Annotated in this window: 11 protein-coding genes; 5 read left to right on the top strand and 6 right to left on the bottom strand. The window is 70.1% G+C overall.

Annotated elements, in window-relative coordinates; all coding sequences use genetic code 11:
* Nucleotides 1-44: 44 nt before the first annotated feature.
* From CP981_RS34275 to CP981_RS34260, 4 genes are all read right to left on the bottom strand, one after another.
* Nucleotides 45-722 carry a hypothetical protein gene (locus CP981_RS34275; RefSeq protein ID WP_085922296.1) on the bottom strand — a complete coding sequence of 226 codons (678 nt, stop codon included), beginning with the start codon at nt 720-722 and terminating at the stop codon, nt 45-47.
* Entirely contained in the window at nt 719-1,297 is a 579-nt protein-coding gene (locus CP981_RS34270; RefSeq protein WP_143658801.1) for an RNA polymerase sigma factor, read from the bottom strand. Before CP981_RS34270 ends, CP981_RS34275 begins: the two co-directional genes overlap by 4 nt.
* Before the next feature lie 770 nt (nt 1,298-2,067).
* Nucleotides 2,068-3,183, bottom strand: coding sequence for an IPT/TIG domain-containing protein (locus tag CP981_RS34265; RefSeq protein WP_085922298.1), 1,116 nt, complete (start codon nt 3,181-3,183; stop codon nt 2,068-2,070).
* Between the two features lie 410 nt (nt 3,184-3,593).
* Nucleotides 3,594-4,076 carry a hypothetical protein gene (locus tag CP981_RS34260; RefSeq protein WP_085922299.1) on the bottom strand — a complete coding sequence of 161 codons (483 nt, stop codon included), beginning with the start codon at nt 4,074-4,076 and terminating at the stop codon, nt 3,594-3,596.
* A 588-nt stretch (nt 4,077-4,664) separates the two neighbouring features.
* On the opposite strand from CP981_RS34260, the gene CP981_RS34255 reads away from it, so the two are divergent.
* From CP981_RS34255 to CP981_RS34235, 5 genes are all read left to right on the top strand, one after another.
* Complete coding sequence (locus CP981_RS34255; protein ID WP_208853020.1) at nt 4,665-6,137, top strand: Dyp-type peroxidase; 1,473 nt, start codon at nt 4,665-4,667, stop codon at nt 6,135-6,137.
* Nucleotides 6,138-6,143: 6 nt separating this feature from the next.
* A complete protein-coding gene (locus CP981_RS34250; RefSeq protein ID WP_085922301.1) occupies nt 6,144-8,273 on the top strand; it encodes a flavin monoamine oxidase family protein in 2,130 nt (709 codons plus the stop codon).
* Nucleotides 8,270-10,156 (top strand): alpha-keto acid decarboxylase family protein, encoded by a 1,887-nt coding sequence (locus CP981_RS34245; protein WP_085922302.1) that lies wholly within the window; start codon nt 8,270-8,272, stop codon nt 10,154-10,156. The genes CP981_RS34250 and CP981_RS34245 overlap by 4 nt, the downstream gene beginning before the upstream one ends.
* Nucleotides 10,153-11,814, top strand: coding sequence for a flavin monoamine oxidase family protein (locus tag CP981_RS34240; RefSeq protein WP_085922303.1), 1,662 nt, complete (start codon nt 10,153-10,155; stop codon nt 11,812-11,814). The genes CP981_RS34245 and CP981_RS34240 overlap by 4 nt, the downstream gene beginning before the upstream one ends.
* A 114-nt stretch (nt 11,815-11,928) precedes the next feature.
* A complete protein-coding gene (locus CP981_RS34235; RefSeq protein ID WP_085922304.1) occupies nt 11,929-12,408 on the top strand; it encodes an HIT family protein in 480 nt (159 codons plus the stop codon).
* Nucleotides 12,409-12,494: 86 nt separating this feature from the next.
* On the opposite strand, the gene CP981_RS34230 is transcribed toward CP981_RS34235, so the two are convergent.
* Nucleotides 12,495-13,808 carry a sensor histidine kinase gene (locus CP981_RS34230; RefSeq protein WP_085922305.1) on the bottom strand — a complete coding sequence of 438 codons (1,314 nt, stop codon included), beginning with the start codon at nt 13,806-13,808 and terminating at the stop codon, nt 12,495-12,497.
* Nucleotides 13,805-14,476, bottom strand: a complete 672-nt coding sequence (locus tag CP981_RS34225) for a hypothetical protein (protein WP_229894036.1) — start codon at nt 14,474-14,476, stop codon at nt 13,805-13,807. Before CP981_RS34225 ends, CP981_RS34230 begins: the two co-directional genes overlap by 4 nt.
* Nucleotides 14,477-14,598: the final 122 nt, after the last annotated feature.

Genomic DNA, 14,598 nt, shown 5'->3' with positions numbered 1-14,598 from the left:
CCGCCGGGCCTCCTGGGAAGGCCCGGCTCCACTGCCCGGCCTCGTCAGCGCCCCGCACACCCCACGGACAGCGGGGTCTGCGGCTCGGCGAACTGCTGGAGCTCGGGCCCGGAACGCGCCAGCAGCCAGCCGGGGTCCGGGAGCGGCGCGCCGGGGGCCGGGTTGGGCAGATGCCGGCGCGGGGAGTAGCCCAGGGCGGTGGCGATGGTGCGCCACAGGCGTGCGTCGATGAGGTTGTCGTCGGCCGCGTGGTGGATCGCCAGGCAGTGCGCGGAGAGCTGGTCCTCGGCGCCGGCGGCGAACCGCCACCAGAAGACCGCCGCGTCCCGCCGGTTGATGGAGTAGAGCAGGCACGCGAAGGTCCGGGCGCCGACCGCGTCGTAGTCCCGGGCGAACTTCTCCAGCCGCCCCCTGTGCCCTCCGCGCAGCACCGACTCGCACAGGGTGTGCAGATGCCGGCGCAGCTCCTCCGGGCCCGCCGTGGCGCTCGGAACGGGCCGGGGCCGCGGACGTCTGGGCAGCGGCCGGGCCCGGCCGGGGTGCGCCGGGGCCGGGCCGCGGTCGTGCCGTCCGTCGGGCACCGGGCGGGCCGGCGGCGGTGTCTGCCGCTCGGCCTCGGCGATCCGCTCGGCCAGTCTGCGCGTGAAGGCTTCCGGGTCGTGGTCGGCCAGTACGCTTCCCACCTCATCGGCTTCGGCCTGCAGAATGTCTTCGATGGTCACGACGGTTCTCCTTCCTGATCGTTCCGGAGATAGGAGGCCGCGAGTTCCTTGGCGAGCTGGCGGCCGCGGGAGTAGTAGGTGCGCGCCGTGCCCGGGGTGATGCCGAGGGTCTCGGCGATCTCCTCATAGCTCAGCTGCGCCACACGGAGCCGGACGCAGTCCGCCTGCACCGGCTCCCGGCGGGCCAGTTCGTCCATGGCGCGGTCCAGGGCGTCGAAGGTGCCGAGGTGCAGAATCCGGTCGACGCAGGACTGGTGGAGCCCGGCTTCCGCGGCGGCGGCCCGTTCGCGGCGGCTCGCCCGGTTTCGCGAGCGGATGTAGTCCTTGATGGCGTCCCGCAGGACGCGCAGGCACAGGGCCCGGAAGTTGGGGTGCGACTGGAACTCGTCCCATTTCGCATGGATCTTCATCCCGGCTATCTGCACCACGTCCTCGGCGTCCTGACGGTGGCGCAGCAGCTGGTACGCATAACCGAGGTAGCCGTACTGCGCCTCCTTGAAGAAGGCGGTGAAGTCGCCCCGGAGGCCGCCCATCGGGTCGGGGCGCAACTGCTGTCCGTCTCCGTAATCGCTCACCGGGCGGCCATCCCTCGGCCTGCCACCGGCGGGCGGACGGCGCCGGGGTGGACCTTCGCCTGAAGGTCCCGTTCCGCACCGCACCGGCTTCCGCGGTCCGGGTCACACAACGTGCTGCCGGCCGGCGGGCCGCAGGTCCGCGAGGCGGTGTGGGTGCTCTCGCGCGCACGGGCGCGGAGCACAGCCGGGATCGTCCTGGCCGCGCCGCCCATGGCTGGCGTGCCCCAGGGCCACTGGTGGTCCACTGCCTCTCCTTTCGCTGTTCGCGGTGAACTCCCCAGCGTCCGGATGACGCCGGAGAAGACCGCATCTCTTGCCCCTAGACCGCCCGTGCGGCCGTGATTGTTAATCAGATCCGCGGACCAAAATGACCATCCGCAGTCGCCCGCTCACGTTGAGCTTCTGACCTGCGACGTTGGCGGATCGCCCGCGGCGGGAGTGGCGCGGATCACACTCCGGTACGGGCGGTGCGAGCCGGTGCGCCGCCCACCCGTCGGCCGCCCGCACACGCGCAAGGGCCTCCCGGCGCCGGCGCGGATGTCGCCATCCACTCCGGGCCGGAAGGCCCTCACCTCGTCGGAGTGCCACCCCGGGCGTGTCACCCGTCACCCACATGCCGGAAGAACACGCCCGGGCCGCGGTTCGCCAGGGACGGAAGGGGACGATCCCTGCCGAGGCGCGGGCGCGGTGGCACTGCTCGCCGGGTCATCGCGGCAGCGGACTCCCCCGGGCCCCGGCTGCCCCGTGGGCGCTGGTGGCGGAGCGGCCGCTCACACGTAGGTGTATCCGCCGCCGACGAGCGCGCTGCCGGCCACGGTGGTGACCACGACGGGAACGTTGCCGAGCGGAGCGGCCGGGGTGAAACCGATCAGGGCCGTGCCCGCCGCGTTGACCGAAACCCCGGTCGCCGCAACCCCGTTGAACGTGACCGACGCCCCGTTCAGATTGCTGCCCGTGATCACGAACGCCGTACCGCCCGCGGCACTGCCCGACGGCGGCGACAGCAGGGTCACCACCGGCAGGGGCGGTGCCGTGTAGGTGTACCCGCCCGGGACCGTGGCGCTGCCCGCCGGTGTGGTGACCACGACCGGGACGTTGCCGAGCGCACCGGCCGGGGTGAAGCCGACCAGCGCCGTACCCGAGGCGTTGACCGAAACCCCGGTCGCCGCAACCCCGTTGAACGTGACCGACGCCCCGTTCAGATTGCTCCCGGTGATCACGAACCCGGTACCGCCGGCAGTGCTGCCCGACGAGGGCGACACCGACGTGGCGACGGGCGGCGGTGCGGTGTAGGTGAAGCCGCCGGCGACGGTGGTGGTCCCGGCCGGTGTGGTGACCACGACCGGGACGTTGCCTACGGGGCCGGGCGGTGTGGTGCCGGTGAGCACCGTGCCCGCGGCGTTGATGGACACGCCGAGGGCCGCGACGCCGTTGAAGGTGACCGTCGCGCCGGTGAGGTTGCTGCCGACGATGGCGAACGCGGTGCCGCCCGCGCTGGACCCGGTGTTGGGCACGAGGGCGGTGACCGTCGGACCGGTCGGCGGAGTGAATGTGTAGGTGTAGCTGATCGGGTTGGAGTTGCCCTGGGGTGTGGTGGCGACGACCTGGACGGTGCCCGCGGCGTGCGCCGGTGCGAGGACGGTGACCGAGTTGCCGTTGGGGTCCTGGGCGACGATGGTGGCGGGGACGCCGCCGAAGGTGACCAGGGTCGTGCCCTGGAGGCCGGACCCGGTCAGCAGGACGGTGTTCCCCCCGGCGGTCGGTCCGGAGGCCGGAATGGCGTCGTAGAGTCTGGGATATCTGGGCCAGTTTCCCCCTCCCCCGTCCCCGCCGGGCCAGGAGCCGAGGGTCTGCGGATTTCCATGCTGCTGTATGACGTCGGACATGACTTCTCCCTGGGCAGCCGCCGCTCCGTCGCCCTGTCACGAGTCGATTCGTGAACGGGTCATCGCGGAGCGGAAGTTGCCGCCGTCGAATGTTTGGGTGCCTGCGACGGTAGGGTTCCCGACGGATCGGAAGAAGGCGTGTACGTGACAGCAATGATGCGTTCGGCGATCAAAATGACAATACGTAGATGAGCGTCACGCCCGCATCGCTTCCCGGCGCACGCCGGTATTCCGCCGCCCCGTTTTCCACGCGGTGGGTGCGGGCGGCGGGTGCGCGGGGATATCGCTGCTGCCCCACGGTACGGACGGCCAATCGCTGAAGTAAGCGCACGGGCCCGGGGACGGATGGCATGTGTCCCCGGGCCCGTTCTCTGCCTGCTGATCTATCCCCGCACCGAGGGGAAGACCGATTACAGGTGGTAGATGGTGGCGGCCCAGTTGGCCTTCCAATTTCCGTCGCCGAACTGGAGATTGACGGAGCACCTGCCGATGTTGCCGTCACAGTTCAGGCTGTTCGCCGGGACCGGAGCCGCCATCCGGGTGCCGTCGGCGGAGCGGAGTCCCTGGTGGAAGATGGTGGCCGACCAGCTCGCCCGCCAGTATCCGTCACCGAATTGCAGGTTGGCGATGCACTTTCCGGTGTCGCCATCACAATTCAGCGCGGTCACCGGAACCGGCGCGCGAGAGGCGGACCGGGGTGTCTGGTGGAAGATGTTCGCACCCCAGCTGGCCTTCCAATTGTTGTCACCGAAGCGGAGGTTGGCCGTGCACTGATAGGTGTCGCCATCGCAGTTGAGCGCCGTCACCGGAACCGGAGCGGCGGTGGCCGGGCCGGCCAGCCCGATGGCCAGTGCCCCGAGGGCAGCGCAGGTGCCGACGATGGTGCGTCGCATAGCCGTGTCCTTCCGTCGTGGGCGCGCAGCGCGCCCGACCACGGAGAAGGATCTGCTGAATTCCCCTCGCTCCGAGGCCGCACCCAAGGGCCTTCAACAGAAGGTGTGACGGCCCGCACCCACGCCCGAACCGGGCGCGGCACCGACCCTCGGGATCGGTGGTGAACAGCGCTAACGTTGTGATCCAGGGGCGCGAAGAGGGGCGCATTCATGGTGCCCCGGTGGTGTGTGGCGCATGCCCCGAGCGCGGTCCGGCCGCCCACGCCAGTTCCGGCGAAAGGGTGCTTCCGTGCGGAGCGGCTGTGGGCATGAGGGCACCGGCCAGGCGGGTAGGTTCTTCGGTTCGCGGCGCCGGGAGGGCGAGGTCCGTCACCGGAACGGGTGACCGGCTGCTCCGGTTGGCGTAGGTGGTCCTGCGAGGTGGCAGGTTCGGTGCTGGGCTGGCGAAACAAGCCGTTCACCGGCTGTCTTTGGTGTGCCCCTGTACCTCTTCCGTATCGACTCCGCCTCTGCGTGCCGGGAGCCGGCTTCGCCTGCGTGCGAATTTCCCGAAGCCCCCGGAGCACCGCAGCTCCCCGAAGGAGAGAAGTGACCACTACCTCGTTGCGCCCGACCGGCGCTCCGGAAATCGAGCAGCTTCCGGAACCGCCCCTGCGCCGATCCAGGGAAATCCAGGGCAACATTCTTTCCGCTTTCAACAAGGACTATATGGCGTTCCGCTATGTCCGCTTCCCGGACGGTGCGGGCGGGCGTGGCTGGCTGTCGGTCATGCTGAATACGGTCTCGGTGACCGCCACGGTCGAGGACTTCAACGAGGAGTTCTCGCTTTCCCGCCGGGCCTACGGCCAGGACCCCGCCCTCATCGCGACCTGGGTCGGGGTGTCCTTGACGTACCAGGGCCTCCTTCAGGTGGCCCGGGAACCCGAGAAGGTGAAGAAGGAGCTGGCGCCGTTCGAGTCGTTTGTGAAGGGTGCGGCCGGACAGGCCGCGAGCCTCGGCGACGACGGGACGAGCGCGCCCGAGCACTGGCAATTCGGCTCGGACCGGACCGGCGTACACGCCGTGCTGATCGTCGCCGCGGACACGGAGGAGGCGCTCAACGAAAAGCTCCGGAATATCGCCGCCGCGGATTCGGCGCACGGCGTGACCCTGGTCCATCAGGACGACGGCCGCACCCTGACCGGGGATCTGCGCGGGCATGAGCACTTCGGGTACAAGGACGGCATTTCCCAGCCGGGGGTCAAGGACTTCCATCGCGAGGACCGGGAGAATCCCGGTTTCCGCGACAACCGCCCGGGGTCCACCCTGGTCGAGCCCGGCGAGTTCGTCTTCGGTCACAAGAGTGAGAGCGGAGCACCGCCCGAGGCCCCCAAGTGGCTGGACAACGGTTCCCTCCAGGTGGTGCGCCGACTCGCGCAGGACGTGCCCGGCTGGAATGAGGCCGTGAAGCGCGAGGCGGGCAAATTCCAGCCGCACCCCATCTCCGAGGAGCGGCTGGGCGCGTGTCTGGTCGGCCGCAAGAAGGACGGCACGCCGCTCGCGCAGGGCGAGAACCCGGTGACCGGCGTCGGTCCGGAGCGCAACGATTTCACCTACGCGAACGACGGCCAGGGGAAGCAGACCCCCTGCGCCGCACACATCCGCAGGTCGCATCCCCGGCACTTCGAGTCCACCCAGAAGCACCGCGTCATGCGCCGCGGCATTCCGTACGGCCCCGCGTACACGGGCGGCAATCCGGACGCGGAGCGTGGCCTGATGTTCGTGTGCTACGGCACCTCGCTGGAGCGGCAGTTCGAGTTCCTCCAGCGCGCCTGGTCGAACAACCCCAACTTCGTTCCGGGCGATCCCGGTTCTCCCAACGGCATCGACAAGGTGACCGGCACCATCCGGCAGGGCGGTTCGGGCAGCCCGGACGCCCACATCGAGCTGGCCGACGGCGAGAAGGGCACCGTCTCGATGAACCGGTTCGTGCAGACCACCGGTGCGGTGTACGCCTTCACCCCCTCCATCAGCACCCTGCGCCGACTCGCCGCGAACGAGTCCCTCGACGGGAAGGGCTGAGCCGCTATGACCGACATCCGTCGTGACCTCCGCGGTGAGCCCACCGGAGCCGAGCGCGCCCACGAGAAGACCTATCAGCAGCTCGCCCGCGAACTGCTGCTGGTCGGCCCCGAGCCGGCCAACGAGGACCTCAAGCTGCGTTACCTCGAAGTACTGATCGACAAGGGGCTGGAGCGCCCCGCCGTCCCCAAGCGCATCCTGATCGTCGGAGCGGGCATCGCCGGTCTGGTGGCCGGCGATCTGCTGACCCGTGCCGGTCACGATGTGACGATCCTGGAGGCCAACGCCAACCGGGTCGGCGGCCGCATCAAGACCTTCCACGCCAAGAAGGGCGAGCCGCCGCCCTTCACCGACCCCGCGCAGTACGCGGAGGCCGGGGCGATGCGGCTGCCCAGCTTCCATCCGCTGACCCTGGCGCTGATCGACAAACTCGGCCTGAAGCGGCGGCTGTTCTTCAACGTCGACATCGATCCGTCGACGGGCAATCAGACCGCCCCGGTCCCGCCGGTGATCTACAAGTCGTTCAAGGACGGCAAGATCTGGACATATGGCGACCCCAGCCCCGAGTTCCGGGAGCCGGAGAAGCGCAACCAGACCTGGATCCGCACCAACCGCGCCCAGGTGCGCCGCGCCCACTACGCCCAGGACCCGTCCCAGATCAACGAGGGCTTCCATCTCACCGGCTGCGAATCGCGGCTGACCGTGTCCGAGATGGTCAACCAGGCGCTGGAGCCGGTGCGCGACTACTACTCGGTGCTCCAGAGCGACGGAAAGCGCGTCAACAAGCCGTTCAAGGAGTGGCTGGACGGCTGGGCCGGGGTCATCCGCGACTTCGACGGCTTCTCGATGGGCCGCTTCCTGCGCGAGTACGCCGGATTCAGCGATGAGGCCATCGAGGCGATCGGCACGATCGAGAACATGACCTCGCGGCTGCACCTCGCCTTCTTCCACAGCTTCCTGGGCCGCAGCGACATCGACCCCACCGCCACCTACTGGGAGATCGAGGGCGGCAGCCGCAAGCTCCCCGAGGCGCTCGCCAAGGATCTGCGGGACCAGATCGTGATGGGCCAGCGGATGGTGCGGCTGGAGTACTACGACCCGGGCCGCGACGGCCACCACGGCGGACTCGCCGGACCGGGCGGCCCCGCCGTCGCCATTCAGACCGTGCCCGAGGGCGATCCGCAGGGGCCGGTCGAGACCTGGACCGGGGACCTGGCGATCGTCACCATCCCGTTCTCCAGCCTGCGGTTCACCGCGGTGACCCCGCCGTTCTCGTACAAGAAGCGCCGGGCCGTCATCGAGACGCACTACGACCAGGCGACCAAGGTGCTGCTGGAGTTCTCCCGCCGCTGGTGGGAGTTCACCGAGGAGGACTGGAAGCGGGAGCTCGACGCGATCGCGCCGGGGCTGTACGACTACTACCAGCAGCGGGGTGAGGACGAGGCCGAGGCCGCGCTGGCCGTACCGCAGAGCCTGCGGGACCTGCCCACGGGGCTGCTCGGTGCCCACCCGAGCGTGGACGAGAAGAACATCAGCGCGCAGCAGGTGGAGTACTACCGCAACTCCCCGCTGCGCAGCGGCGTCCGCCCGGCCACGCATGCCTACGGCGGCGGTTCCACCACCGACAACCCCAACCGCTTCATGTACTACCCCTCGCACCCCGTCCCCGGCAGTCAGGGCGGCGTGGTGCTGGCGGGCTACTCCTGGTCGGACGACGCCGCGCGCTGGGACTCCTTCGAGGACGCCGAGCGCTACAGCTACGCCCTGCTCAACCTCCAGTCGGTGCACGGCCGCCGGATCGAGGTCTTCTACACCGGCGCCGGCCAGACCCAGAGCTGGCTGCGGGACCCGTACGCCTGCGGAGAGGCCGCGGTCTACACCCCGCACCAGATGACCAGCTTCCACCTGGATGTGGTGCGGCCCGAGGGGCCGGTGCACTTCGCCGGTGAGCATGTGTCGCTCAAGCACGCCTGGATCGAGGGTGCGGTGGAGACGGCCGTACGCGCCGCCCTCGCCGTCCACGAGGCGCCCGCGGCGGACGAGAGCGCCCTGGGCGCACGGGCCGCGGCTCCTCGCGAGCGCCGGACCGTCACCGGATCGACGGATCAGCCGCACGAAGGGGTGCTGACGTCATGACCACTTCCCCGACCTGCACGGTGGCCGAGTATCTGGCCCGCCGGCTGGAACAGCTCGGCATCACCCATCTGTTCGGCGTTCCGGGCGACCACCTGGGCCCGTTCCTGTCGACCCTGCACGAGAAGACCACGGTGCGCTGGGTGGGCACCCCCACCGAGGGCGGCGCGGGCCAGGCCGCGGACGGCTATGCCCGGGTGAAGTCCGCCGACGCGGAGATCGCGCTCGGCGAGCAGGGCATCGGCGCGGTCGCGGTCACCTACAGCGTGGGCGCGTTCAACCTGCTCAACTCGATCGGCGGGGCCTTCGCCGAGTACGTCCCGCTGATCGCGATCAACGCCGCTCCGTCCTACGAGCAATGGCTCAACCAGCAGGCGATCGGCCTGCTCACCTCGCATATGTCGCAGCGCCCGGAGAGCAACCTGGAGGTCTACCGCCAGGTCACCGTGGACGCCCAGGCCATCTCCAATCCCGGGCTGGCCCCCACCCAGATCGACAGCGCGATCACCGCGTGCCTCTCGCACCGCAGGCCGGTCTATCTGGAGGTCATGGATGACGTCTGGGGTGCGCAGTGTCCCGCGCCGCAGGGCCGGCTGACACGGCGCGAGCGGCCCGTCACCGTGAAGAAGCAGCAGATGCTCGACCGTGCGGTCGAGGCATGTGTGGAGCTGATCCGGGAGTACGGCAACCCGATTCTGTGGGCCGGCGAGGAGATCGACCGCTTCCGGCTGTCGGACGAGTTCGAGAAGCTGGTGTACGAGACCCGCATCCCGTTCTGCACCACCATCGGCGCCAAGTCCGTGGTGTCCGAGTACACCCCGGGCTTCTCCGGTGTCTACAACGGCAAGGCCAGCAACGAGAAGGTCGCCGAGGTCTTCAACAACGCGGGCTGCCGTATCGGCCTGGGCTCGTGGGCGACCTCGAAGAACCTCGGCGGGGTGCGGTCGATCGGGGACGACTGGGCGGTCGCCGCCCACGACGGGGTGCATGTCGGCGCCTCGTACTTCCCCGATGTGCAGCTCGCCCAGTTCCTCCCCGCGCTGCGGAAACGCCTGGTGGCCGAGTTCGGCGACGGTGCCTTCGCCGCGGACTACTTCGCCCGCGCCCATAAGGCGGGCCTCGCGGTTCCCGACAGCACCGACGCCTACCTGGCCTCCCAGACCGGCGGACCGTACCCGGAGAACGTGACGTACGACAGCCTTTTCCGGCACCTCAACGCCTTCCTCGAAACGCAGACCAGCGAGCCGCCGGAGGAGCGCAGCAACCCGTTCACGGTGGTGTGCGACGCCGCGTTCGCGCTGATCGGCTCGATGAATCTGCGGATGGCCGAGCGCGCCTCGTACGTGGCGCAGAACAGCTGGCTGTCCATCGGCTACTCGGTCGGCGCGGCCACCGGGGTGGCGCTCGGCCGGAGTCAGGCGGAGAAGCGGCCGATGGTCTTCGTGGGTGACGGCTCGTTCCAGGAGACGTGCCAGGAGATGTCCACGCATGTGCGGCACGGTCTGTGCCCGGTGGTGTTCGTCCTGGACAACGAGGCGTTCTACGGCATCGAGCAGATGCTGGTGCACCCCTGCTACTACCAGGACGGCACGCCGCGCTCCGACGGCGCCGACTTCTACAACGAACTGCACCCCTGGCAGTACGAGAAGCTCGCGGATGTCTTCGGTTCCGCCAAGCATCCGATGCACGGCTTCGCGGTCCGCCGGCACGACGAACTCACCGCCCTGCTGAAGCGGATCGCCGAGCCCAGCGACGCGATCAACCAGGGCCCGATCGTGGTGCGGGTGCAGCTGGACCGGCACGACTATCCCGAGGCCCTCAAGTACAAGGTCGCCGAGAACTGTCCGCCGCCCGTCGGCGGGGCGTCGGAAGGGAGCAGGCGATGACCCGCCGGGGCACGAAGCGGCCCGCAGCGGACACCCCCGTGGATGACTCGGCGAAAGCGCTGCGGCATGCCATGAGCGGGCTGTCCGGGCCGGAGGCCACCGGCTGGACCGGCACCGTACGGCCCGCCGGAACCCCGGGCAAGGGCGCGAAGGTGCTGATCCTGGGCGCCGGTGTGGCGGGCCTGACAGCGGCGTACGAGCTGAGCATGCTCGACTACCAGGTCACCGTCCTGGAAGCGCAGGACCGCATCGGCGGTCGCAACCGCACCGCCCGGCGCGGCGACCAGCTCTACGAGCTCGACGCTCACGGCACTCCGACTCCGACGCACCGCTGTGAGTTCGACGAGGGCCTGTACCTCAACCTCGGGCCGGGCCGTATTCCGTACCACCACCGCCGGGTGCTCAAGTACTGCCGGGACTTCGGTGTGGCGCTGGAGCCGTACGTCATGGAGACCACGGCGAACCGGGTCCGTCCACCGCATGCCGACGTGACCTGGCCCAACCGGCGGGTGGCGAACGACACCCGCGGGCACCTCGCGGCCAAGCTCGCCGAGACGCTGAACGGCCGGGACGCCTTCACCGGTGAACTCCGCGACCTGCTGCGGGTGTTCGGCGCGCTCGACGCCAACGGCAAGTACCGGGGCTCGACCCGCTCCGGCTATCTGGACAGCCCCGAGATCGCGGAGTGGCCGGTCCCGGCCCCGCCGCTGTCCTTCGAGGACCTGGTGCACTCGGGCTTCTGGAAGACCCGCTTCTACCAGCCCGTCGACCATCTGTGGCAGGCAACGATGTTCCAGCCGGTCGGCGGCATGGACCACATCGTCACGGCGCTGGCGCGGGAGGCCAAACGGGCCGGGGCGAAGATCGTGCTGGGCGCCGAGGTCCGCGAGATCGAAATCGGTCCCCGCGGCCTCGCGGTCAGCCTCAAATACCGCAAGGGCGACGACGAGCTCCAGGCCGACGCCCGCTACTGCGTCAGCAACATCCCGGTCCCGGTGCTCCGCACCATCAAACTGACCCGCTTCTCGGACCCCTTCGAGCAGGCGCTGCGCGTCGTGGAGTTCGAGAAGACCTGCAAGGTCGGCTGGCAGGCGAACCGCCGCTTCTGGGAAGGCGACCTCGGCGGCTGCGATGACACCGAGGGCATCTACGGCGGGATCAGCTGGACCGGTCACAACATCACCCAGATGTGGTATCCGTCCAACGACTACTTCTCCGCCAAGGGGACCCTGACCGGCGCCTACAACTTCGGGACCGCGGCCGAGACCCTCGGCAAACTCACCCCCGAAAAGCGCCTTCAGCTGGCCCGCGAAGGCGCCGTCCAACTCCACCCGGAATTCAAGAACAAGGAGCTCGTCCCCGACAAGCAGGGCATCTCCATCGCCTGGCACAAGGTGCCCTACCAACTGGGCGGCTGGGCGGCCTGGGAACCGCAACAGCCGGCCCACAAGAAGGCATACAAACAACTGCTCCGGCCCGAGGGCACCGACGCGTTCTTCGTCACCGGTGACCAGATCTCCCCGCTGCCCGGCTGGCAGGAGGGCGCCATGATGTCGGCCCACTACGTCGTCCAGCAGATCCTGGGCATCATGCCCCTGACGGCCCCCGAGGAGGTCGCGGTACCCGACTCGGTCGCGTTGACGCAGGGTCTGTTCTGAGGGTCCGAAGGACTCTGACGTTCCCCGCGTCGGGGGACCGGGCCCGGCCGGCAGAGGGTTGCCGGCCGGGCCCGCACGCTGAACGCCTTGATCACCTGCCGATAGATTCTGACCATGACTGATGACTGGCGGACGGACCGGATCGGCGCGGCGCTGCGGGGTGCGAACCCGACGGTGCTGCGGCGGCTGGAGTCCGGGTTCGCGGCGATCGGCGATGTGCAGTTTCTGCCGGGGTACTCGGTTCTGCTGGTGGACACCCCGCATGTGCAGCGGCTGTCCGACCTCCCGAAGAGCAAGCGGCTGTCGTTCCTGTCCGACATGGACCGGCTCGGCGAAGCGGTCGAGCGGGCCTGCCGCGGGCTGGACCCGGCTTTCCGGCGGGTCAATCTGGAGATCCTGGGCAACACTGATCCCTTCCTGCATGCGCACGTCTGGCCGCGGTTCGACTGGGAACCGGCCGATGTGGTGGGCGCGCCGGTATGGCTCTATCCACGCGACCGGTGGACCGACACCCGGTTCCGGCTCGGCCCACAGCACGATGCCCTGAGGCAGGCCATCGGCAGCGAACTGGACCTGCTGCGCTCGGCGGGGTGAGGGGGTGGGGCGGGGTTCGGCGGGAGCACCGGTTGCCGTCAGGGCCGTACGGCGCTGCGGGTAAGCCGCGTGCCGGAGGCGGCGGGCTAGCAGTCGTCCGCGCCCGTCGGCTGGTGGAGGGCCCGGTCCGGGGGCGATGGGGGGAGGACGAGTTCGGCGACGGCTCCGCCGTCGGGGGCGTTGGAGAAGTGGAGGGTGGCGTCGAGGACCCTGGCCTGGCCGGCGGCGATGGTCAGGCCGAGGCCGTGGCCGGTCTTCTTGCCGCTTCCGGAGTGGCTGCTGAAGCGCTGCGGGCCATGGTCGAGGAGCCGGCCCGGGTAGCCGTCGCCGTGGTCCCGCACGGTGATGGCCGGGCCGTCGACGGTCAGGATCACCGGCGGGCGGCCGTGCTTGTGGGCGTTGGAGACGAGGTTTCCGAGCACCCGCTGGAGTCTGCGCTGGTCGGTCTCCACCCGGGCGTCCCGCTCGACGCGGACCTCGGCCGCCAGCCCGGTGGCCAGCACCGCACGCTCGGCCAGCGGCCCCAGCTGATGCAGATCGATGTCGGCCTGCTCCACCTCCGCGTCCAGACGGGAGATCTCCAGCAGATCCTCGGTCAGCCGGCTCATGGTCCCGATCCGCTCCTGCACCATCTCGGTGGGACGGCCGGGCGGCAGCAGTTCGGCCGCCACCCGCAGCCCGGTCAGCGGGGTGCGCAGCTCATGCGCCACATCGGCGGTGAAACGCTGCTCGCTGTTCAGCTTGGCCTGGAGTGCGGCGGCCATCGCGTCGAGTGCGGCCGCCACCGCGGCGGCCTCGTCCTGGGCCTGGTCGGGCCGCAGCACCCGGGGATCGTCCACCCGGGCGTCCAGATCGCCGGTGCTGATCCTGCGGGCGACCTGGGCCGTGCGGTGCAGCCGACGGGTAATACGGGAGACGGCGAACAGCCCGACGAGGAGGGTGAGGGCGATCGCGAAGGCCGAGGAGCCGATGATGGCCCGGTCCAGCCCGCGGAGCGCGGCGGCTCGCTGGGTGTGGTCGAGGTGGACGGCCAGCGCCCTGCCGTCGGCGGGGGTGACGGCCCACATCACCGGGCGGCCCCGGTGTTCGCCGAGCTGAGTGCCGCGCTGGCCGTGCCGCGCCATGGTGAGCAGCGAGGCGGGGAGGTCGGCGGGGTTCACCGCGGCGTTGCGGCCGAGCGGCTCCCCGGCGACATACGCCGCCGCGGCGGTGTCGAGCTCGGCCAGGGCGGCACTGCGGGCCTGTTCTTCGGTCTGCCGGCCGACCAGGACGTGCACCAGCACGCCGACCACCGTGGCGAGCACACAACACATGACGATGACGAAGACGGCGAACTTCCAGTACAGCGTCGCCGTCCACGCGGGCAGCCGCAGCCGCGCACGGGGCCGGCCGGCGCTCATGGCGTCCTCTTCGGTGCGGGGGTGGCGGGGTCCGCCTCGTCGAACTCCATGGCTCGCAGCGTCATGGCCCGTGTCCGGGGGTCCCACTCGTAGACGGTGCGGGTGGCGTACCCGGGGGTGCCGGTGGGCTCCCGCAGGATCAGATCGCCGTTCGCGATCTCCACCGACAGCGGAGTCGCGCCGGCATCCATGATCCGGGTCACCACGCCGTGGCGCAGCGTGAAGACCCATAGCGCCAGGGATCGGTCCAGCGCCTCGATGCCCACGATCAACTCGGGCTTCCCGTCACCGGTCAGATCCAGGTACTGCGGTTTCCGCACCGGACAGTGTTCCGGTGCCTTGGCGCAGGCGTTGATCCTGCTTTCGGTGGCGGAGTCGAACTGCGGTCCGCCGTCGAGGGCGGAACCGGCGTCCACCTGTGCCTTGACGACGGTGAGCAGCGGCGCCTTGCGGATGTCCCCGGACGGCACCCGGGGCACCCCGGGAACGGCCGCGGGGAGGTTCTCGCCCTTGCCCCGTTCGGGCTGCGGCGCGGGCTTGCGATCCGGCCACAGCCGCACCGGGGCGGAGGCGGCCGAGGTATGGCCGGCGCTCTGCGGCTCCCCGCTCTCCGTGCAGCCACCCAACAGCGCCGCGATGCCCGTCGCCGCAAGTGCGAACGACGTCATCCGTACCGGCCCCGGGGAATGCAAGGAACGGAGCAGAAGCACATCTCTTCCAGTCATGGTGCGGGCTGAGCCTGTTCGGATCATAGTCGCTGCACCCGACCGCACAGTCGGAGAATTCCGAT

It is taken from the genome of Streptomyces platensis (assembly GCF_008704855.1).
Taxonomy (GTDB): Bacteria; Actinomycetota; Actinomycetes; order Streptomycetales; family Streptomycetaceae; genus Streptomyces; species Streptomyces platensis.
This window is presented reverse-complemented; position numbering and strand designations above follow the sequence as displayed.